The organism is Streptosporangium sp. NPDC005286 (assembly GCF_040607515.1).
Lineage (GTDB): Bacteria > Actinomycetota > Actinomycetes > Streptosporangiales > Streptosporangiaceae > Streptosporangium.
Genome location: NZ_JBEXGU010000096.1, coordinates 1 through 18,118, shown reverse-complemented (window position 1 = coordinate 18,118; position 18,118 = coordinate 1). Strand labels below are relative to the sequence as shown.

The window sequence follows — 18,118 nt, the reverse complement described above, 5'->3', positions numbered from 1 at the left end:
GTGTCGAAGCCATCCGTTCCCCTGTCCGTATCCGTCGGGCGGCCGTTTCCCCGGCCCCACGGTAGCCTGCCTGGTCGTGAGGACTGGCGAGGTGACCACGGCCGGACGGCGCACGTGGACGTGGCTGACGTGGTTGAGGTGGCTACCTTGGCTGCCCGCGCTGCTGCTGGTCGCCGCGGCGGTGGCCCCGCTGGTGCTCTACTGGCTGGGCAACGTGGACGACCAGCGCCTGGTCGACCTGGATGTGTACCGTACCGGCGGGGAGGCGGTGCTGGAGGGCCGGTCCGTCTACGGGTTCGTCACCCCGGCGCCGCAGTTGCTGCCGTTCACCTACCCGCCGGTGGCCGCCCTGCTGGCCACCCCGCTGGCGGCGATGTCGTGGCCGGCGGCGCAGTGGGCGTGGACGGCGCTGATCTTCCTGACCCTGGCGGTCACCGTCGGGCTCTCCTTCCGCGCCCTGCTCACCGGGACGGGCACCCAGGGCGCGGTGCCGGCCTCGCCGGTGGTCGTTCCCGGTACGCCCGCCGGAGACCTGGCACGGGCGGATGCGCGTACCCGGCCCCATGGGGCGGGCTGGGCGGGTGGTCTGGAGAGACTGCGCGGGATGGACCGGCTGTGGGCGCCGCTGCTGTTCGCCGTCCTGATGATCGCGTGCACCTACCTGATGCCGATCAGGGACCAGGTCCGCTTCGGCCAGGTGGACATCCTGCTCGTCGCGCTCTGCCTGGCCGACTGCGTGGCCAGGCGACCGGTGTGGCCGCGCGGCATGCTGATCGGCCTGGCCACCGCGGTCAAGCTCACCCCCGGCGTCTTCCTGATCTACCTGCTCATCACCGGTTTCGGCCCCGGGGCGAGACGGGAGCAGCGCGACACCTTCCTCATCGCCGCGCTCACCGCCGCGCTGCTGACCCTGCTGCCGTTCGTGGTGATCCCGGCGGACGCCGCCGACTTCTGGTTCCGCGCGCTGCTCGACCCCGAGCGGCTCGGTGCCAACGCCGCGACCACCAACCAGTCGATGCGCGGCATGCTCATCCGGCTCTACCTGCCCGACGTGCTGACGAGCCTGCTCTGGGTGGCGCTGGTCGCGGTGGTCGCCTGGTACGGCTTCCGCCACGCTCGCCGGGCGCTGCTCGACGGGCACCCGGTGGCCGGGGTCGCCCTGGTCGGGCTGATGGCGGTGTTGCTCTCCCCGGTCGCCTGGATCCACCACCTGGCCTGGGTGGTCGTGGTGCTCGGGGCGCTGGCCGGCGACGGGCGCGACCCGGTCAGGGTCCGGGTGGCCGCCGGGGTCTGGCTCTACTACGTGCTGCCGATCCCCTGGTGGGGGGTGACGATCAAGGCGGCGGAGATCCCGGTGCTCAGCCCCGTGCTCGGCAAGATCGTGCAGAACGGGTTCGGGCTGGGCGCGCTTTTCCTGGTCTGGCTGCTGGGGGTGTGGCTGCCCAGACGGAGAGCGGCATTCCAGGCACTCCGCTGATACGGGGTGATCCGTGGCGTGAAATGACCAAGTTTGATGTGACTTGTGGGGTGAAGCAGCTTAATGCGGAGCGACCTCGGGTGGTCTTGGGGAGGACCAAGCGGCCCGGAGGTGCGACCTTGGGCACATTTTTCGACAGTCGCCGGATAACCTGAGGTCATGCCGAAATTCGCTTACCTGGGACCGGAGGGAACCTTCACCGAAGAGGCCCTGCGCATCCTGGCGCCGGAGGCCGAGCGTCTGCCGAGCCCGAACATCACCGCGGCCCTTGAGTCGGTCCGGCGGGGCGAGGCGGACGGAGCAGTCGTCCCGCTGGAGAACTCGCTCGAAGGCGCCATCACCACGACCCTTGACGAGCTCGCCCAGGGGGAGCCGCTGCTCATCACCGCGGAGCTGCTGCTGCCCGTCGAGTTCTCGCTCCTGGCGCGCCCCGGCACCGAGATGGGACACATCAAGAGGGTCTTCACCCACCCGGCGGCCATCACCCAGTGCCGCAACTTCACAGCCCGCGAGCTGCCCGACGCCGTGGTGGTCGCCGCCCCGTCGACGGCGGCGGCGGCGCAGGAGGTCGCGATCCCCGGCTCGCCGTACGACGCGGCCATCGCCGCGCGCATCGCCGGTGAGCACTACGGCCTCGTCCAGCTCGCGACCGGGATCGGCGACCGCACCGACACCGTGACCCGGTTCGTCCGGGTGACCCGTCCCGGCCAGCTGCCCGAGCCGACCGGTGCCGATCGCACCTCCCTGGTGGTCTTCCTGGCCGACGACCACCCGGGCGCGCTGCTGGAGATGCTGATCGAGTTCTCCGTCCGCGGCGTCAACCTGTCCCGTATCGAGTCGCGGCCCACCGGCGACGGCATCGGCCGTTATTTCTTCCACTTCGACTTCGAGGGCCACGTCGCCGACGCCCGGGTCGGCGAGGCGATCTCCGGTCTGCACCGGATCTCCGCCAAGGTGCGCTTCCTGGGCAGCTACCCGCGCGCCGACGCCTTCGCACCGCAGATCAAGCGCGGTACGAACAACGACGACTTCGCCGAGGCCGCCGCCTGGCTCGACAGGATCCGTACCGGCCAGAGCTGATCGTCGGCCGGTACGGAGCAAACCGGGCGCGGACGCGAGCCGTACCTCGGTAGCCTGTGACTGTGATTGACCTGCGTACCCTTCGTGAGGATCCGGACCGGCTACGGGCGTCGCAGCGTGCCCGCGGTGAGGACGACTCTGTCGTCGACACGCTGCTCGACCTTGATGAGCGCCGACGTGGTGCGCTGAGCCGTTTCGAGACGCTCCGCGCCGAGCAGAAGACCGTCGGCAAGTCGGTCTCCCGCGCCTCAGGGGAGGAGAAGGCGAGCCTGCTGGAGCGGGCGAAGGATCTCTCCTCGCAGGTCAAGTCGGCCGAGGCCGAGGCGGAGAAGCTCGCCGCCGAGCTCGATGAGCTGGTCTACACGGTGCCCAACCTGGTGGAGGAGGGCGCTCCGGGGGGCGGCGAGGACGACTACGTCGTCCTGGAGGAGATCGGCGAGAAGCCGTCCTTCGACTTCGAGCCCAGAGACCACCTGGAGCTCGGCGAGCTGCTCGGCGCCATCGACATGGAGCGCGGCGCGAAGGTGTCGGGCTCGCGGTTCTTCTTCCTGCGGGGCGTCGGCGCGCGGCTCCAGCTCGGGCTGCTCAACATGGCCATGCAGCAGGCGATCGAGGCGGGCTTCGTCCCGATGATCACGCCCGTGCTGGTCAAGCCGGAGTCGATGAAGGGCACCGGCTTCCTTGGCGCCCACGCCGGCGAGGTCTACCACCTGCCCGGCGACGACCTGTTCCTGGTCGGCACGAGCGAGGTGCCGATGGCGGCCTACCACGGCGACGAGATCCTGGACGGCTCCGCGCTGCCGTACCGCTACGCGGGATGGTCCTCGTGCTTCCGCCGCGAGGCCGGCTCGTACGGCAAGGACACCCGGGGCATCATCCGGGTCCACCAGTTCGACAAGGTGGAGATGTTCTCCTATGTCCGGCCGGAGGAGGCGCACGCCGAGCACCTGCGCCTGCTCGACTGGGAGAAGGAGATGCTGGCCAAGGTCGAGCTGCCCTACCGGGTGATCGACACCGCGGCCGGAGACCTGGGCACCTCGGCCGCCCGGAAGTTCGACTGCGAGGCGTGGGTGCCGAGCCAGGGCCGCTACCGCGAGCTCACCTCGACCTCCAACTGCACCGACTTCCAGGCCCGCCGCCTCGGGGTGCGTTTCCGTGACTCCGGTGGCAAGCCCCAGCACGTGGCCACCCTGAACGGCACGCTGGCCACCACCCGCTGGATCGTCGCGATCCTGGAGAACCACCAGCAGGCCGACGGCTCCGTCGTGCTGCCCAAGGCCCTGCGCCCGTACGTCGGCCTCGACGTGCTCGAACCCGTCAGGTAGCCGTCCGCGAAGGCCCCGTCGTAGGTGCGGCGGGGTCTTCACGCGTTCATGTCGCAGACCGCCCCGCGGCCCTCCAGCCGACCAGGGCGGTCAGTCCGTGAGATAGCGCTGCACCGTGGGGCCGAGCCAGTCGACGATCTCCTCGCGGGTCATGGCGACTACCGACGGCATGCACAGCACGGTCCGTGAGCAGGCAGGCATCGAGTTCGAGGGCGGGCAGTACGCGGAGTCGTTCAGCCTGGCCGACGTGCGGCTTACCGGCGGGGTGCCGGACGACGAGGTGGTCCTCTACTTCGCACCCGCCGGGCTGGTCGTGGTCGCACCGCTGCCCGACGGCACCCACCGGATCGTCTCCACGGTGGACGAGGCACCCCGCGACCCCGACGTGGCCTTCGTCCAGGGGTGCTGGACAGCCGGGGCCCGCGAAGGGAGCGGGCGGTGGTCGGCGAGGTCGTCTGGTGGACGCGCTTCCGCGTCCACCACCGGGTGGCCCGCACCTTCCGTGCCGGGCGGGTCCTGCTCGCCGCCGACGCCGCGCACGTCCACAGTCCCGCAGGAGGGCAGGGAATGAACATCGGCGTCCCAGGCGCCATCGCCCTGATCGAAGCCCTCACAGTCGCTCTCAGCGGCGAGCAGGCGGATCCGGACCGATACACCGCCGACCGTCGCCCTCCAGGTCGTCACCTTCGCCGGTCGGCTCCTCGGGCCGGCCAATGTGAACAGGAGCCTGCGGCCGTTCAGGAACCTGGTCCTGCGGGCCTTGGCGATCAGCCCGGCCTTCCGCCGGGGTCTCACCTGGCGGCTCTCGGGTCTTGTCCACCGGTGAGGCTCTCGCCTGCCGGCCGCCGACGAGGGCGGGGGCGGCGCGGGGGCCGGTGTTCGCGGGCGGAGGCGGTGGGGCCGCACAGGCGGCCGAATGATCGCCCGACCGCGAGTTGGGATGTCCCGGAAATGCGGAAGGCGGGGTTCGCCAGGAGCGAACCCCGCCTTCCGGTCAAACAGGTTCAACCAAGAGGTCTATGCGTCAGACGGCGCGGACCTGCGAGGCCTGCGGGCCCTTCTGGCCCTGGGTGATCTCGAACTCGACCCGCTGGCCGTCTTCGAGGCTACGGTAGCCGTTGCCCTGGATCTCGGAGAAGTGCACGAACACGTCCGGTGCACCGCCATCCGGTGCGATGAAGCCGAAGCCCTTTTCAGCGTTGAACCACTTGACGGTTCCCTGAGCCATTAAAGCTCTCCCTCAGGATTTGAAACTTTGGGATTCACACCTCATGAACCCCATGTGTCGTACAGCGGGCCCCGGGGTGGCTCAGTCAAACTGGTTTTCACAACGGGATTCAGCTAATACAACGCCATCACATCTAACACTATCCGGCGCATGCGTGTTCCCGCCATCAGGAAGATTCCTGGGACGGGATGCTGGGGGCCGACACCCCGGCCATCACAGTGCAGACTGGGACTTGTTATGCGAAGCCCCAGGCTGGTCGCCACCGACCTCGACGGCACCGCTCTGCGTTCGGACGGCACCGTCTCCCCCCGTACAGCCGCCGCTTTTGCGCTTGTGGAGAACGCCGGGGCGGCGCTGGTCTTCGTGACCGGCAGGCCGCCCCGCTGGATGCACACGGTCGCCGGAGCCGTGCGCCATCGCGGGCTGGCCATATGCGCCAACGGAGCCCTCGTCTACGACCTGCACACCGAACAGATCGTCAAATCCCACCTCATCCACCCGGACGTGCTTGAAGAGGTGGTGAGACGGCTCAGGGAAAAGGTTCCCGACCTCGCCTTCTCAGTGGAATACGAGGGTGGATTCGCCCACGAATCGGACTTCCGTCTCGGCGGGTGGGACAGCAGGGCGGTCGCCGGACTCCGGGTGGGGACGACCACGCTCACCTCGCGGCCCTGCGCCAAGCTGCTGGCACTCCACCCCACGATGGATCCCGACATTCTCCACGCGGCGGTCTGCGGGCTGGTCGGCGATCTGGTCACCCCCACTCACTCCAGCGGCCGGGCACTGATCGAGATGAGCGCGTACGGCGTCACGAAGGCCTCGGCGCTGGCCCATCTCGCCATGACGCGCGACATCGGGCCGCACGAAGTGATCGCCTTCGGCGACATGCCCAACGATCTTCCGATGCTCCGCTGGGCGGGCATCTCGTACGCCGTCGCCAACGCCCATCCGGAGGTGCTGGCCGCGGTCGATCACGTGACCGCGGCCAACAACGACGACGGGGTCGCCGGAGTCCTCGAACGGCTCTACAGCCCCTGACGGCCCTACAGGTAGGGGCCGGGGTTGGCGCCGTGCCCCTCCTGCTGTTGCTGCTGGAGGGAGATGCCGCCGGGCAGGGCCCTGCGCATGTTCTCCAGCTGGGCGCGGGCCGCCATCTGCTGGGCGAAGAGTGTGGTCTGTATGCCGTGGAACAACCCCTCAAGCCAGCCGACCAACTGGGCGTGGGCGACCCGGAGCTCCGCGTCGCTCGGCGGGGCGCCGTTGACGTCCTCGGTGAACGGCAGCGACAGCCGTTCCAGCTCTTCGACCAGTTCCGGCGCCAGACCGTCCTCCAGCTCCTTGATGGAGCTCTGGTGGATCTCCTTGAGCCGTTTGCGGCTGGCCTCGTCCAGCGGAGCCGCCCGGACCTCCTCCAGGAGCTGACGGATCATGCTGCCGATACGCATCACCTTGGCGGGCTGCTCGACCAGGTCGGCGACCGATCGTCCCTCGGAGGTCTCATCTTCCTGAGAGCCATGGGGGCCCACGACAACGATGTGCGGAGTGCTCTCCTCAGCGTTCATAGTCTTCAACCTACTAGCAGGATTTTCCCGGTGTGTTCTCCGGACTCCAGGATCCGGTGAGCCTCGGCCGCGTCGCTCAGCGGCACCCGGGCGTGCACCACGGGCCGGATCGCTCCGGCGTCGACCAGGGGCCAGACGTTCTCCACCACCCCGCGGACGATGACCCCCTTCTCGTCGACGGGCCGGGCACGCAGGGTGGTGCCGTGCACCGAGGCTCGCTTCGCCAGCAGGGCTCCCAGGTCCAGCTCGCCCTTCGTGCCGCCCTGCAGGCCGATCACGACCAGCCGCCCGCCCGTCTTGAGCACCCTGACGTTCCCCGGCAGGTACCTGCCCCCCATGATGTCGAGGATCACATCGGCCTCGACCTTCTCCGAGAAGTCCTCCCGCCGGTAGTCGATCCCCTCGTCGGCGCCCAGCTCCAGACAGCGGGCGATCTTCTCGGGCGACCCGGCGGTGACGACCACCCGCGAGCCGAACGCCTTCGCCAGCTGGATGGCCATCGTGCCGATCCCGCTGGCGCCGCCGTGCACGAGAAGGGTCTCGCCCTTCCGTAGGCGCGCGGTCATGAAGACGTTGGACCAGACGGTGCAGGCCACCTCGGGCAGCCCGGCGGCCTCGACGAGGTCGACACCGTCGGGCACCCGCATGACCTGCTGCCAGGGCACGGCGACCTTCTCCGCGTACCCGCCGCCGCTGAGCAGCGCGCACACCCGGTCACCCGGCGCGAATCCCACGGCGTCCGGCCCCACCTCGGCGACCACGCCGGAACACTCGAGTCCCGGGTACGGAGAGGCGCCGGCGGGCGGATTGTAGAAACCCAGCCGCTGCAGCACGTCGGCCCTGTTGACCGCGGAGGCCGCCACGTCGATGATGATTTCGCCGCGCTCGGGTAACGGGTCGGGAACCTCCCGCCACGTCAGAACTTCCGGTCCGCCTGGTTTATCGATCACGATGGCGCGCATGTGAGCAAAGGTATCCGCCAAGCCAACTTGGTGGTTGCTCGCGTTGACAAGAACACAGGGCGTTAACCTGCTATGTGTTTGCTGCCCTTTTATGCCCATCCCGAGGGGGAACACGGTGGCAAGACACGATCGTGAGGAATCTCTCGAGGAACAGCTCGCGTGGCTTGACGCCATCAAAGAGCAGGAGGAGGCGCCGGCCCTGGCGGTGAAGGCCACCACGGTGGACGACACCGTCGTCTCGCCGTACCCGAAGGACCCCTGGAGTCTGGTCCCGGCCGAGCCCGACACGGCGTCCTCGCCGCTGTTCCGCGCGGCCGTCGACTCGGCCCACCCGGCCACGAGCTCGCCGACGGCCGAACCGCCGGTCGAGGACGCCGACGCGGCCGATTGGATGGAGGCCTCCGACACGGTGAGCTCCTTCACCGTGCCCGCCCCGGCATCCGGCAAGCAGGACAACGACGGCTTTCTCGCGCCGCTCAAGCCCCTGCCGCGCCAGGAGCCCGGCGACAGCGCGGGGGACTTCACCGAACCGCACATCCGCACCCCGTTCGCGGCGCCCGCGCACGAGCCGTCCCGCGGCCTGTTCGAGCAACCCCAGCGCCAGGCGGAGTCCTCCGATCCCGCCCCTTCATCCACCTCGTCCGCCGGGACCGCCGACCCTGAGCCGGCCACGCCGGCCTCCTCGGACACCCAGCGGTTCACCTTCGGCAGCGACGAGTTCGGCGGCACCGACCCCGGCCGGTTCTCCTTCGGTGGTGGCTTCGGCAGTGAGGGCTTCGGCGGTGGTCAGGACCGCGCGCAGTCCACCCCGGGCGGCACGGCCTTCTCCTTCGGCAGCGGAGACTTCTCCGTGGAGAGCACCGGGACCGACCGGCCCGCGGCCGAGACCACCGCCGACCGCTTCACCTTCGGTTCGGTGGAAACCGACAGGTTCCCCACCGGTGGCGAATCCACGGCGACACCGGCGGCGAAGGAGTCACCCGAGCGCTTCGAGCCCGCTCCGGCCCCCGCCCCGCCGTCCTCCCGTGAGCCCGAGCCTTTCCAGGCTCCAGAGTCCTTCGGCGCCGACAGGCCGGAGCCGGCCGCGTCACCGTCACCCTCACCGGAACGTTCCTCCCCTTCCACTTTCTCCGCCTTCTCGGACTCCTCCTCCGGTCAGGAGCGCACGGAACGGGAGAACTTCTTCGCGCCCGGCCGGGAGAGCGGCTCACCCCAGGAACGCACTGACCCCTTCGTGCCAGGTGCCGCCTCCGGGCGGGAGGCCGCCTCAGCCCAGGAGCGGATGGAACGGGAGAACCCCTTCGCACCCGGCAGGGACGCGGCCGAACCGGTGCGGGAGCCGTACCAGGCACGCCGCCGTCAGACGGCTCCGGCGGCCGCCTTCGGCACGTCGGCCAGGCAGCACCCTCCGGGCACGGCCCCCCGGCCGTCGGCCGACAGCCTGGATCCGGAGTCGTTGCTCCGTGGGCGTCGCAACGCGCCCGCCGGGGGCTGGCGGAAGCTGGTCTACAAGGCGTCCGCAGGACTGATCAAGCCGGGCGAGTCCCCCGAGGTCCGCCGCCGTCGCGAGCTGGTCGGCCGCGCGCGCACCCCGGTGGCCACCGGCCACCACCGCGTCGCCGTGCTCAGCCTCAAGGGCGGTGTCGGCAAGACCACCACCACGGTCGGCCTCGGTGCCACCCTCGCCCAGGTACGCGGAGACCGGGTCATCGCGGTCGACGCCAACCCCGACCGGGGCACCCTGTCGGACAAGGTCGAGCTCGAAACCTCCGCGACGGTTCGCGACCTGCTCAACGAGCGCCAGCAGATCAAGAGGTACGTCGACATCAGGGCCTTCACCTCGCAGGCCCCTTCACGCCTGGAGATTCTCGCCTCCGATCGTGACCCGTCGGTGTCCGAGGCGTTCAGTGCGTCCGACTACCAGTCGGTCGCCCAGGTCCTGGAGAACTTCTACTCGATCTGCATCACCGACTGCGGCACCGGCCTGCTCCACTCGGCGATGTCCGGCGTGCTCGGGCTGGCCGACCAGCTCGTCCTGGTCAGCTCCCCCTCCGTGGACGGCGCCCGCGCCGCCTCGGCGACCCTGGACTGGCTGGAGGCCCACCACTACGAGGAACTGGTCCGCTCCGCCACCGTGGTGCTGTGCAGCGTCCGCCCGAGGTCGAAGTCGACCGTCGACCTCGACCGCCTGGAAGCCCACTTCGCGGCCCGCTGCCGCGCGGTCATCCGGGTCCCCTACGACACGCATCTGGAGGAGGGTGCGGAGATCGACCTGGAGCGGCTCCAGCCCGCCACCCGCGAGTCCTACCTCCGCCTGGCCGCCTCGGTCGGCGACGGCTTCGCCGGTCCCCAACCCTGACCCGCCGGCCCGGCAGGCTTTGTTGTTCAGCGCCTGCCGGGTCTCGGGCACGTCCGGGCCAATGAGAGACTAGTGTGCAATCTGACACGTTCTTGGGACGTGTCACCAGGAGAGCTCGCCTAGTGGACGATGGCGGCGGTCTTGAAAACCGCTAGGCCGGGTGACCGGTCTCGTGGGTTCGAATCCCACGCTCTCCGCTGAGCATCAAAAACGGCGTCTGACCAGGGACTTCCCTTGGACCAGGCGCCGTTGATCGTTTCCAGGGTGTGCAGCGGTAGGCCACCGTGAGCGGCTCTCAGCCGATGTTCGCGGGATATATGCGGGATGGATCTTGAGACGTTCTCCCAGGCCGCGCCCGAGAATCCTGCCCCGAGAACCGGGAGGGGAGCCATGGATCATATGGACTGGGACCGGATACCGGGACCTACCTGGTACCTCCCGGAGGCCGCCCGAGCGGCGATGGAGGCGCTGACCCGGTCTGTAGACGCTCGGCAGGCCGCCCGCGCGCTGGCCGATCTCCGGTACGCGGTCACGAACGACCATGCCGGAACCCTCTACCCGGCCGCCGTTCCCGCGGCGAGCGTGCTTCTGGAGGCGATCGGGGAACGGCCGGGACCACCCCGACAGGAGGCGTTGAACGCGCTGCTGGACTGGTGGGGATGCTTCTGTCCCGAGCCGGGGTTCGGGACCTACGAGGACCCGTCGGCCGGGTCTGTCGGCCTCATCGAAGGAATCGTGAGGCGCGTCCGTGATGCCACGGACATGCTCCACCGTGTCGCTGATGATCCGTCCGGGGGTGGAGGGCATCGGCCCGGTGTGAGGCTGCTGCTGGCCAGGCTCGACGAAGGCTGGAACATGGAGGCCGGCTGACGCGGAAGAGCCAGATTCCTTTAGCTGTGTCGAGGTGAAAAGAGAAGAGGCCCCGGCGTTCCCGAGGCCCCTTAATGGTGTGGATGGTCATGCAGCCAATGCGTCCTCGATTCTGCGATTGGCGATTTCTGCGCCGCCGTCGATGCACTTGGCGTAGACCCTGAGCAGTACGTCCACACCGTGCCCCGCCCGCTCGGCCACGTCGGGAGCCGCCACCCCGGCGTTGAGCCAGAGCGAGACGGCTGCGTGCCGCAGGTCGTACGGCCGTGCCGCCAGAGGTGAGACGACCTGTTCGGGAGTCAATGCCAGGTTCCGGGCCGCTCTCCACACCTCGCAGTAGGTCCCGATGGAGATCACTCCGCCACGCGAGGTCCGGAACAGTCGGCCGTCCTCGTGGATGCCGAACTCTTCGATGTGCTCGCGCAGGATGGCCACCAGCTCAGGTGGGATCGGCACGGGGCGGCCCTCATCTTCGGCCCGATGCTTCAGGCCCCGATCGTCGTGAGCCTCACCGCTGTCGGTCCACTTCTTGTTCGTCTGCGGCTTGGACTTGGCCAGGACGAGCCGTCCCCAACCGATCGCGGGAAGGTGGCAGTCCTGCTTGCGGAGCCCGAGTGCTTCGGCCGGGCGGAGACCGGCGAAGTAGAGGCAGGCGAAGAAGCCGCGCAGGTGCCGGCCACGGTCAAGGGCGGCGCTGCGCGCCGCCTCGCGGCCCTGCGCCCGCTCGGCGGCCGGGCATGCGGTCTGGGGGCCGGTCCCGGCCGCCAGCGGCTCGGGCCGCCGCGAGCACCCGCCTTTCCATCAGATTCAGATCAGCGACGCCATCACATCCACCAACGGCGAGAACCCTCTACCGGAGCCTCGCACTGCTCCTGAGCACGGAACTCGGGCACCGCCACAAGCGCTGCTTCGTACTGGGCTCTCTCGAACACGAACGGACCGATGGTTGTGAAATCGTCGTAGTCGACCTCATCGCAGTAATCCGTCTGCCAGCCCAGATCCCGCCAGACCACGTGATCGGAAGAGACCTCTACGACCACGGTCAGGGCTCCGCAGCCGAGATCACCGCACTCTGGACACACGTACAACGGCACCCTGCCGTCATCCAACGGTGACTCACACCGCCCCAGCAGCCGATACACGTCGTCATCGTCGTCAAGGACCGGGGCCAACCATAAGACCGACGCCATATCCGCGTTCCCGGGCACCATCTCCAGCAGCGACCTACCGTCGATCACGAAGTCCAGGAAACGACACTCGGAGCGATACGCCTCTCTCCCGAGCGTTTCAAAGGGCCGTACCCGACGCACCAATGACAACGAACTAGCCATACCGCCAGTCTCCCAGCGAGGCATCCCACTAATCGAGGCAATAACCCAGCCTCCGGCAGGGGGCGCTCCGGCTCCGGGATGGTCCCAAGGGCGCGTTTGTCACCGCCAGCCTGTCGGTGGCTGAGGTAGGGGCCTGATCATGCCGTCTGCCATCAACCCGGGACAAGCCGAGCAGACCACGAGCCAGGGCGCCAGGTCGTTCGTCCAGTAGGGCGCTCCACCTGGCGCCCTGGCTCGTGGTCCGCTTCCCCTGCGGGCGGGTCGACGGCAGACGGGATGATCAGGGGCGGAGTGTGCGGCATGAGGCCGCATGCTCTCTATGCTGCGCCACAGCAACGCGATCAGAGAAAGGCCAAGGCTTGTCCGAGCGGATCACCTACACCATGCACCACTTCTCCCAGTCCAACCCGAAAGGACCAGGACAGGGAGAGGTGCCCGCACTCCTTCGCAGGGTTGCCGACAGCATCGAGGAGTTGGGCAACGTCGAAGTCCATGACGTGATCATGCACAACGAGACCACCGAAGATGGGGACTGGCCGAGCCTCACCGTGTACTTCGACTACGTGACCGATCACGCCTGACCTGGAACTCGGCTTCTGATCGTCGGGCCATTAACCAGGGTGACGAGGGGTCAACCACGGTCACTCACGGCCGGCCGAACGCCCAGCTCAGTCGCCTCACCTGCCGTACTCGATGCACTTCCCAAGCTGACAGCGCGGTTTCGATTCCCGTCACCCGCTTCACCAGAGAAAAGCCAGGCCAAGGTTGTGATCCCAACCTGGCTTTTGATTTCCTTGGACTCGTTGTCGATCTTCCATGCAATTAACGTGCAATTAGGCGGATTCTCCGCCCCGGCGAGTCAGCCGCCGCACGAGGCGCGAGACCGCCCACGCCTGGAACCAGCCCGCGCCCATGAGAAGCAGGACGAGCACGATCGGATTCGTCAGCCCGATCGGCAGCAGGTCCCACGCCTGCCAGATCAGCCAGCCGAGGGGGAACGTGAGGTAGATGAGCGCTACCCCGGACAGCAGGATCGGATCCTGTACTGTCAGCAGGACCACGATCGAGTAGATGCCCAGAGCCAGCACAAGGCCGGAGTAAGCGAGAGCAAGGCACCCTCCGGAACCGGGTTTGTGGGGCTTCGTCATTCTGGCTCCATACTTTGACCTAGATAAGAGCGTCGAGTGTATTCATGGTCTAGCACTAAGAGCGGGATGACCAAGCCGCGAAGGGTCTTATCCGTGGGAGCCAAGTTGGGAGCCATCGGGCCGTACAACCTTGGACTGGGCTGGACTGATATGAACAGGCGGGCCGTCCACGACCTGCACGGCGAACTGGTCTGAACGCCCTTGAAGAACATTCGGGGACCTACGGATCAGAAGGCTAGGTTGCTCATTTTTGTCAGCTTCTCACCGTACTCTGACTGTCATGTCTCAGCTGTACATGGAGCCGGGGGATGGAGACCCGCTCTGGGTCACCACGCTGGGCGGGCCGCACATCGTTGTTCCGGAGTCAGTCTGCCAGTACTGGAACGGCGTACCGGAGGATTACCCCGACGATGAGGGAGACTACGGCCGAGCCTGCGAGGTCGACGGCTACATCGGTTTGATCGATGTCGGGCCAGACAAGGCCCTCGTTCTCGGTGACCATCCCGCCGGCACCACGTTCCTGCCCGAACACAACCTCTTCGTCCGCTGGATCGCCGCGGACTCGACCGGGGAAACCCTCCAGGCCGCTACCGATGTGGTCGGTTCTGCGCAGTGGGAGGAGGAACTGGTGTGGGACATCAGAGAGCCCGTGGTTCTTTTCGACTCCGTCCACGGACATGACTACATTGGCAGCGAGGAGCATCTAAGGGTGGACCTTCCACCAGGGCGCTACACCGTCCGTGCCGCCTATGCTCAGATCGAGGCCGCCTACTTGGTGATCGTTCAGCTTGTCCAGCAGATCTAACCCTGCGGGATATGCGCGGGATGATCTTCCAGTTCCCGCGCTAGAGCGCATGTATCACAGCAGCTCAGAGCCGATGTCGATGCGGGGAACACAGCCCTCTTGAAAACCGCTAGGCCGGGTGGCCGGTCTCGTGGGTTCGAATCCCACGCTCTCCGCTGAGCATCACAAACGGCGTCTGACCAGGCACTTCGCCTTGGTAAGACGCCGTTGATCGTTTCAGGGATGTGCAGCCGTAGGTCACCGTGAGCGGCTCTCGGCCGGTGTTCGCGGAATATACGCGGAATGATGTTGGTCGCGTTTCCCCAGGTGGCTGCCCTCGATATCCTGTTCAGCGAACGCTGCCAACTCCGGAATCAGGCTCACGTCTGGGCAGACCCTGCCAACCTGGCCATGGCCTGTACCTGCAAGCTGTGCAAAGCAGTGAAGTGGCGAACGGCGGGAGAAAGCCGGCACACTTCGCAGGCTCCACTTGATGCATCGTGAGCCACTTATACGATCACGGAATGGAGCCGGTCCTCTTGCCCTTACGGTGTCGTCGTGTTGCTGCCGTCCACCAGGGAACGGGTGAGAGCGAGCTGGCAGCGACGCCCATCCTGGACTGGAAGCATCCCCGGGTATTGAGGTTGGCGAGCGAAGCTCGACGTGAGAACACCGGGACGGACCGGGGTCTTCTGGTCACAGCTCACCGGCTTATCGCCGCATGGGTGCGTCCGGTGTATGCCATGAACGACACGCAGCCGGTCTCCAGGACGCTTCTCTTGGAACGCGGATCATGCAGCCAGCGGCTGGCGGTTCTGGAAGCGGTGGGGCGGGCCGGCGGAATCGCCAGCCGGGTCAGAGGACTGCTGGCGGACGGGCGTTTCTGGCATCCACGATTTCCCCGGTTGCGGGCATTGATCCCGCATCAGATAGTGCTCGCCTGGCCGGAGTTCCTGCTCGGCGACCAGTGGGTGACCGTCTCCGAGCTCTACGGTGATCTGAGTACCTTGCAGAAGGGAGGCGGGTTCACCAATACCGGTGGTGAGACGCTCTTCGACGCGGTGGCCCATACCGCCGTGGACTGGGACGGCGTGACCTGCTCATCTTGCGATCTGTCCGGCCACGTCCTGTCCGATCTGGGGTATTTCAGCTCCCGTGATGCCCTGTTTCGGACACATGGTCAGACGTTGTGCTTGCCGGTTCGTATCATCGCGGACCTCATCATGAGTCGCCGAGCGGTTTGAGCCCTGCCGACACCGAACAGGGCCGCAGAAGGGACCCCAGTACTGCTTGGGATCCCTTCGTGTCTCCGCTCACGCCGCTAATGCATCCTCGATCCGCCAGTTGGCGATCTCCGTGCCGCCGTCGATGCACTCGGCGTAGACCTTGAGCAGCACGTCCACCCCGTGTCCTGCGCGCTCTGCCACGTCGGGAGCCGCCACCCCGGCGTTGAGCCACAGGGACACCGCCGCGTGCCGCAGGTCGTACGGCCGGGCAGCCAGGGGTGAGACCTGCTGTTCGGGAGTCAGTGCGAAGGTCCTTGCCGCCTTCCATACCTCGCAGTAGGTCCCGATGGAGATCACGCCGCCAACTCGTCCTGAGCTGGATCCGCCGCCAGAAGGGCAAGCCCAGCCAGCGACTCACCGATCTGGCCCGCCGGCTGCGTGTCACCTGAGGAACCTTCATACGGGGCGGACTTCCCATACCGTAGGGAATCATGATCGGACAAGAGTCCCCGCCAATGGCCGCCCCCCGCGCCGCAGCCGGGGCACTCGTCTTCGACGAACATGGCCGTCTGCTCCTGGTCCGCCCCCACTACAAGGACTACCTGGAGATTCCCGGCGGCTACATCGAGCCCGGCGAGACCCCGTTCCAGGCGTGTGTACGTGAGGTTCATGAGGAACTCGGCATCCAACCGCCGATCGGCGACCTGCTCGTGGTCGACTGGGCACCTCACCCCCAAGAAGGCGACAAGGTCCTGTTCCTCTTCGACGGCGGAACCCTCAGCCCGAGCATGCGCGACAGCATCCGCCTTGGCATCGACGAGCTGGTCGGCTACGACTTCCATCCCGTCGAGGAGCTACCCGGCCTGCTGATCGAACGACTGGCCAATCGCGTCACAGCCGCTGTTACCGCTCGCACCATCGGCCGCCCGTTGTATCTAGAGCACGGCCAGCAGTTGCCGAATTAATCTCATTGGTTATCAAGATCTCATCCTATAGTGCGGGCATGGCCTGGAGCGAGGATGAGACGGTTTGGGGCGAAGATGAGTATGTCGCATACCTGCGAGACGAGCGCCGACGCTTTGCGTGGGTGATGCAGCGCTACGAAGGCCTCACTTCGGCCGAAGCCGAGAAAGCTGCGCTGGAACGGTACCCCTACGAGGCGAGTGACACGCCATTCCGCGGACTGATCTTCCACGACGAGGCGTGGCACTGGGCAATGCTGAGGATCTACAACGATCGCTACCACGTGGACCGCCCTGAGCTGGCCCAGCCGTCGGCTGAGTATGAGGCTCTCGACTGAACCTCCGAACGCCGTCCCACCGCGATTGCCTAGCCCACACGACTTGACACTCGAAGACTTGAACCTCGGGGGCGCTCAGTCAGCCGCAAGCAGTCAGCTCCCCGCTTCCAAGATCCGGATCTGGGGGGCCGGTCACGCTTGAAGAGCGCGGCGTCGTGCGTGATGGAAAGCGCATCGAGGGTGGTGGGGGCGGAGCCGTTCACCGATACGGGTCTGGTGGGGCGGAAGGGCAAAAGCGCGCCGTGGTGGGCGGAGGAGCTCGGGACCGCTCGGCGGTGTCGCCTCGCGCGGGGCTCCAGCTGTGAGGGGTACGAGGTCCGCAAGGGGTTGCTCTCGGCCAGCCGCGGAGACAAACCGGGCCTATCACCACGCCCAAGGGCTGGGAGTGGCGCTTTCCTCGATCTGGGTGATTCCGCATGCCACCAGCGTGCTAAATCATCCAGAGAACAGAAAACTCCTGATCACCCATTTGTCTGCTCGCCTCGGTGCTCACTATGACTACCTTTGTCCTGGCTTTGCCGGGTTGCTTGATGTGTCAAGATGCTGTCATGCAGCTTGATCAAAAACTTGTCGACGCGGCTGTCGCACAGATGGATCGGCGATGGCCTTCTGACGAGCAAGGTGGTGCGGCAGCCATCTACTTGGATGATGGGCAAATCCTCACCAGCGTCGGCCTGGACAACCTCAACGGCGGCGTGTCTCTGTGTCATGAGACCGGCGCCATCTGCCAGGCCTACACGCTCGACAGGAAGGTCACCGCCTCCGTGTGCGTGTATCGGGACCCAGGACGTGAGCGCGTCCTCGTCCTTCCTCCGTGTGGCATCTGCCAGGAACGCTTGGCCTTGTGGGGGCCTGACGTCCAGGTCGGCGTGCCCGACGACTTCGCCGTGACGGGATGGAGCGTTCGCACTCTTCGTGACGTGAACCCGTTCTACTGGGGATCGCAGTTCACCGATGATGGGGCCTGGCCGGGCCCTGAAGCCCACTTTTCCTGACAGGAAAACGAGCCACCTCGGCTAGAACGCGGTAGCGAACCCCTGCACAGCACGATGGGTCACCGACGAGTGGGTCTCCAGCCCCTGTCACCCTCGGCGTGCTTTTGCCCTTCCACCCCGCACAACGCGATACTGACGAACAGCCCCAACCCAGCTTGCCCTTGCTGCGCTTTTCACCACGTGCATGGTCTCAGCGTTCAGGTTCGAGAACCAGCTCAGCCGCGCCACCTGCCGTACTCCCCGCACTTCTCAAGCTGACAGCATGGGTTCGATCCCCGTCACCTGTTCTCAGAGCGAACGCCCAGGTTAGGGGCGCTTTTCCGATCCGAGCCTTGAACATTTCCCGCCTCTACGCCCGAACCCATTGGTTCACTAATACTCCAGCCGCAGATCGTGAGGCCGAGCAAGTTCGTGCGCATGTGAACCTGTAGGCCTAGGGCCACAGGTTCGAGGGACGGCCACCGCTGTGAC

Annotated in this window: 22 protein-coding genes and 1 tRNA gene; 15 read left to right on the top strand and 8 right to left on the bottom strand. The window is 67.0% G+C overall.

All coding sequences use genetic code 11. From position 1 onward, the window contains the following. Positions 1-76 precede the first annotated feature (76 nt). The 3 genes from ABZU75_RS29025 (at position 77) to serS (ending at position 3,882) form a co-directional block, all read left to right on the top strand. Positions 77-1,477 carry a glycosyltransferase 87 family protein gene (locus tag ABZU75_RS29025; RefSeq protein ID WP_355560758.1) on the top strand — a complete coding sequence of 467 codons (1,401 nt, stop codon included), beginning with the start codon at positions 77-79 and terminating at the stop codon, positions 1,475-1,477. 159 nt (positions 1,478-1,636) lie between these two features. Further along, on the top strand, positions 1,637-2,557 hold the full coding sequence (pheA, locus tag ABZU75_RS29020; protein WP_355560756.1) for a prephenate dehydratase: 921 nt from the start codon (positions 1,637-1,639) through the stop codon (positions 2,555-2,557). Between the two features lie 62 nt (positions 2,558-2,619). Next, positions 2,620-3,882, top strand: coding sequence for a serine--tRNA ligase (serS, locus tag ABZU75_RS29015; protein ID WP_355560754.1), 1,263 nt, complete (start codon positions 2,620-2,622; stop codon positions 3,880-3,882). Between the two features lie 90 nt (positions 3,883-3,972). Here the strand turns inward: serS and ABZU75_RS29010 are convergent, their stop codons facing one another. Then, positions 3,973-4,035, bottom strand: a complete 63-nt coding sequence (locus tag ABZU75_RS29010) for a hypothetical protein (protein WP_355560806.1) — start codon at positions 4,033-4,035, stop codon at positions 3,973-3,975. Between ABZU75_RS29010 and ABZU75_RS29005 the strand changes: the two genes are divergently transcribed. Together ABZU75_RS29005 and ABZU75_RS29000 are read left to right on the top strand one after the other, a co-directional pair. Continuing rightward, entirely contained in the window at positions 4,019-4,453 is a 435-nt protein-coding gene (locus tag ABZU75_RS29005; protein ID WP_355560803.1) for a hypothetical protein, read from the top strand. The two genes, ABZU75_RS29010 and ABZU75_RS29005, sit on opposite strands and share 17 nt — an antisense overlap. Beyond that, positions 4,369-4,956 carry an FAD-dependent monooxygenase gene (locus tag ABZU75_RS29000; RefSeq protein ID WP_355560800.1) on the top strand — a complete coding sequence of 196 codons (588 nt, stop codon included), beginning with the start codon at positions 4,369-4,371 and terminating at the stop codon, positions 4,954-4,956. The genes ABZU75_RS29005 and ABZU75_RS29000 overlap by 85 nt, the downstream gene beginning before the upstream one ends. Here the strand turns inward: ABZU75_RS29000 and ABZU75_RS28995 are convergent. After that, on the bottom strand, positions 4,907-5,110 hold the full coding sequence (locus ABZU75_RS28995; RefSeq protein ID WP_012886943.1) for a cold-shock protein: 204 nt from the start codon (positions 5,108-5,110) through the stop codon (positions 4,907-4,909). The genes ABZU75_RS29000 and ABZU75_RS28995 overlap by 50 nt on opposite strands. 237 nt (positions 5,111-5,347) lie before the next feature. Between ABZU75_RS28995 and ABZU75_RS28990 the strand changes: the two genes are divergently transcribed. After that, positions 5,348-6,148 (top strand): HAD family hydrolase, encoded by an 801-nt coding sequence (locus ABZU75_RS28990; protein WP_355560751.1) that lies wholly within the window; start codon positions 5,348-5,350, stop codon positions 6,146-6,148. A 5-nt stretch (positions 6,149-6,153) separates the two neighbouring features. Here the strand turns inward: ABZU75_RS28990 and ABZU75_RS28985 are convergent, their stop codons facing one another. Then, positions 6,154-6,672, bottom strand: a complete 519-nt coding sequence (locus tag ABZU75_RS28985; RefSeq protein ID WP_350914018.1) for a bacterial proteasome activator family protein — start codon at positions 6,670-6,672, stop codon at positions 6,154-6,156. A gap of 5 nt (positions 6,673-6,677) precedes the next feature. After that, positions 6,678-7,634, bottom strand: a complete 957-nt coding sequence (locus tag ABZU75_RS28980; protein WP_355560747.1) for an NAD(P)H-quinone oxidoreductase — start codon at positions 7,632-7,634, stop codon at positions 6,678-6,680. 115 nt (positions 7,635-7,749) lie between these two features. Here ABZU75_RS28980 and ABZU75_RS28975 point away from each other — a divergent pair, with 115 nt between their 5' ends. From ABZU75_RS28975 to ABZU75_RS28965, 3 genes are all read left to right on the top strand, one after another. Then, positions 7,750-9,993: an AAA family ATPase gene (locus tag ABZU75_RS28975; RefSeq protein WP_355560744.1), complete on the top strand. Its 2,244-nt coding sequence runs from the start codon at positions 7,750-7,752 to the stop codon at positions 9,991-9,993. Positions 9,994-10,101: 108 nt separating this feature from the next. Beyond that, positions 10,102-10,190: transfer RNA gene (locus ABZU75_RS28970), tRNA-Ser, on the top strand. Between the two features lie 193 nt (positions 10,191-10,383). Next, positions 10,384-10,863, top strand: a complete 480-nt coding sequence (locus tag ABZU75_RS28965; protein ID WP_355560741.1) for a hypothetical protein — start codon at positions 10,384-10,386, stop codon at positions 10,861-10,863. Between the two features lie 87 nt (positions 10,864-10,950). Here the strand turns inward: ABZU75_RS28965 and ABZU75_RS28960 are convergent, their stop codons facing one another. Together ABZU75_RS28960 and ABZU75_RS28955 are read right to left on the bottom strand one after the other, a co-directional pair. Continuing rightward, complete coding sequence (locus tag ABZU75_RS28960) at positions 10,951-11,319, bottom strand: hypothetical protein (RefSeq protein WP_355560739.1); 369 nt, start codon at positions 11,317-11,319, stop codon at positions 10,951-10,953. Positions 11,320-11,687: 368 nt separating this feature from the next. Continuing rightward, positions 11,688-12,101 carry a hypothetical protein gene (locus ABZU75_RS28955; protein WP_355560736.1) on the bottom strand — a complete coding sequence of 138 codons (414 nt, stop codon included), beginning with the start codon at positions 12,099-12,101 and terminating at the stop codon, positions 11,688-11,690. Between the two features lie 452 nt (positions 12,102-12,553). Between ABZU75_RS28955 and ABZU75_RS28950 the strand changes: the two genes are divergently transcribed. Further along, a complete protein-coding gene (locus ABZU75_RS28950) occupies positions 12,554-12,775 on the top strand; it encodes a hypothetical protein (RefSeq protein WP_355560733.1) in 222 nt (73 codons plus the stop codon). Between the two features lie 252 nt (positions 12,776-13,027). Here the strand turns inward: ABZU75_RS28950 and ABZU75_RS28945 are convergent, their stop codons facing one another. After that, positions 13,028-13,342 (bottom strand): hypothetical protein, encoded by a 315-nt coding sequence (locus ABZU75_RS28945; RefSeq protein ID WP_355560730.1) that lies wholly within the window; start codon positions 13,340-13,342, stop codon positions 13,028-13,030. A 280-nt stretch (positions 13,343-13,622) separates the two neighbouring features. On the opposite strand from ABZU75_RS28945, the gene ABZU75_RS28940 reads away from it, so the two are divergent. Both ABZU75_RS28940 and ABZU75_RS28935 read left to right on the top strand, forming a co-directional pair. Continuing rightward, the gene (locus ABZU75_RS28940) at positions 13,623-14,147 is read left to right on the top strand and encodes an Imm21 family immunity protein (protein WP_355560727.1); all 525 of its coding nucleotides are present in this window, start codon (positions 13,623-13,625) and stop codon (positions 14,145-14,147) included. A 503-nt stretch (positions 14,148-14,650) separates the two neighbouring features. After that, positions 14,651-15,370, top strand: a complete 720-nt coding sequence (locus ABZU75_RS28935; RefSeq protein ID WP_355560724.1) for a transglutaminase domain-containing protein — start codon at positions 14,651-14,653, stop codon at positions 15,368-15,370. Between the two features lie 69 nt (positions 15,371-15,439). Here the strand turns inward: ABZU75_RS28935 and ABZU75_RS28930 are convergent, their stop codons facing one another. After that, positions 15,440-15,709 (bottom strand): hypothetical protein, encoded by a 270-nt coding sequence (locus ABZU75_RS28930; protein ID WP_355560721.1) that lies wholly within the window; start codon positions 15,707-15,709, stop codon positions 15,440-15,442. A gap of 134 nt (positions 15,710-15,843) precedes the next feature. Here ABZU75_RS28930 and ABZU75_RS28925 point away from each other — a divergent pair, with 134 nt between their 5' ends. The 3 genes from ABZU75_RS28925 to ABZU75_RS28915 all read left to right on the top strand — a co-directional run bounded on the left by ABZU75_RS28925 (position 15,844) and on the right by ABZU75_RS28915 (position 17,647). Continuing rightward, positions 15,844-16,317 (top strand): NUDIX hydrolase, encoded by a 474-nt coding sequence (locus ABZU75_RS28925; protein WP_355560718.1) that lies wholly within the window; start codon positions 15,844-15,846, stop codon positions 16,315-16,317. 38 nt (positions 16,318-16,355) lie between these two features. Next, positions 16,356-16,652, top strand: coding sequence for a hypothetical protein (locus ABZU75_RS28920; protein ID WP_355560715.1), 297 nt, complete (start codon positions 16,356-16,358; stop codon positions 16,650-16,652). Positions 16,653-17,200: 548 nt separating this feature from the next. Continuing rightward, positions 17,201-17,647 (top strand): cytidine deaminase, encoded by a 447-nt coding sequence (locus ABZU75_RS28915; protein ID WP_355560712.1) that lies wholly within the window; start codon positions 17,201-17,203, stop codon positions 17,645-17,647. Positions 17,648-18,118: the final 471 nt, after the last annotated feature.

What these genes read in the sequence shown, in the direction of transcription:
- ABZU75_RS28920 (WP_355560715.1), top strand. Translation starts at nt 16,356, where the DNA reads ATGGCCTGGAGCGAGGATGAGACGGTTTGGGGCGAAGATGAGTATGTC.
- ABZU75_RS28945 (WP_355560730.1), bottom strand. Translation starts at nt 13,342, where the DNA reads ATGACGAAGCCCCACAAACCCGGTTCCGGAGGGTGCCTTGCTCTCGCT.
- ABZU75_RS28990 (WP_355560751.1), top strand. Translation starts at nt 5,348, where the DNA reads ATGCGAAGCCCCAGGCTGGTCGCCACCGACCTCGACGGCACCGCTCTG.
- ABZU75_RS28915 (WP_355560712.1), top strand. Translation starts at nt 17,201, where the DNA reads ATGCAGCTTGATCAAAAACTTGTCGACGCGGCTGTCGCACAGATGGAT.
- ABZU75_RS28980 (WP_355560747.1), bottom strand. Translation starts at nt 7,634, where the DNA reads ATGCGCGCCATCGTGATCGATAAACCAGGCGGACCGGAAGTTCTGACG.
- ABZU75_RS28925 (WP_355560718.1), top strand. Translation starts at nt 15,844, where the DNA reads ATGATCGGACAAGAGTCCCCGCCAATGGCCGCCCCCCGCGCCGCAGCC.
- ABZU75_RS28985 (WP_350914018.1), bottom strand. Translation starts at nt 6,672, where the DNA reads ATGAACGCTGAGGAGAGCACTCCGCACATCGTTGTCGTGGGCCCCCAT.
- ABZU75_RS28965 (WP_355560741.1), top strand. Translation starts at nt 10,384, where the DNA reads ATGGATCATATGGACTGGGACCGGATACCGGGACCTACCTGGTACCTC.
- ABZU75_RS28935 (WP_355560724.1), top strand. Translation starts at nt 14,651, where the DNA reads ATGGAGCCGGTCCTCTTGCCCTTACGGTGTCGTCGTGTTGCTGCCGTC.
- ABZU75_RS28995 (WP_012886943.1), bottom strand. Translation starts at nt 5,110, where the DNA reads ATGGCTCAGGGAACCGTCAAGTGGTTCAACGCTGAAAAGGGCTTCGGC.
- ABZU75_RS28940 (WP_355560727.1), top strand. Translation starts at nt 13,623, where the DNA reads ATGTCTCAGCTGTACATGGAGCCGGGGGATGGAGACCCGCTCTGGGTC.
- pheA (WP_355560756.1), top strand. Translation starts at nt 1,637, where the DNA reads ATGCCGAAATTCGCTTACCTGGGACCGGAGGGAACCTTCACCGAAGAG.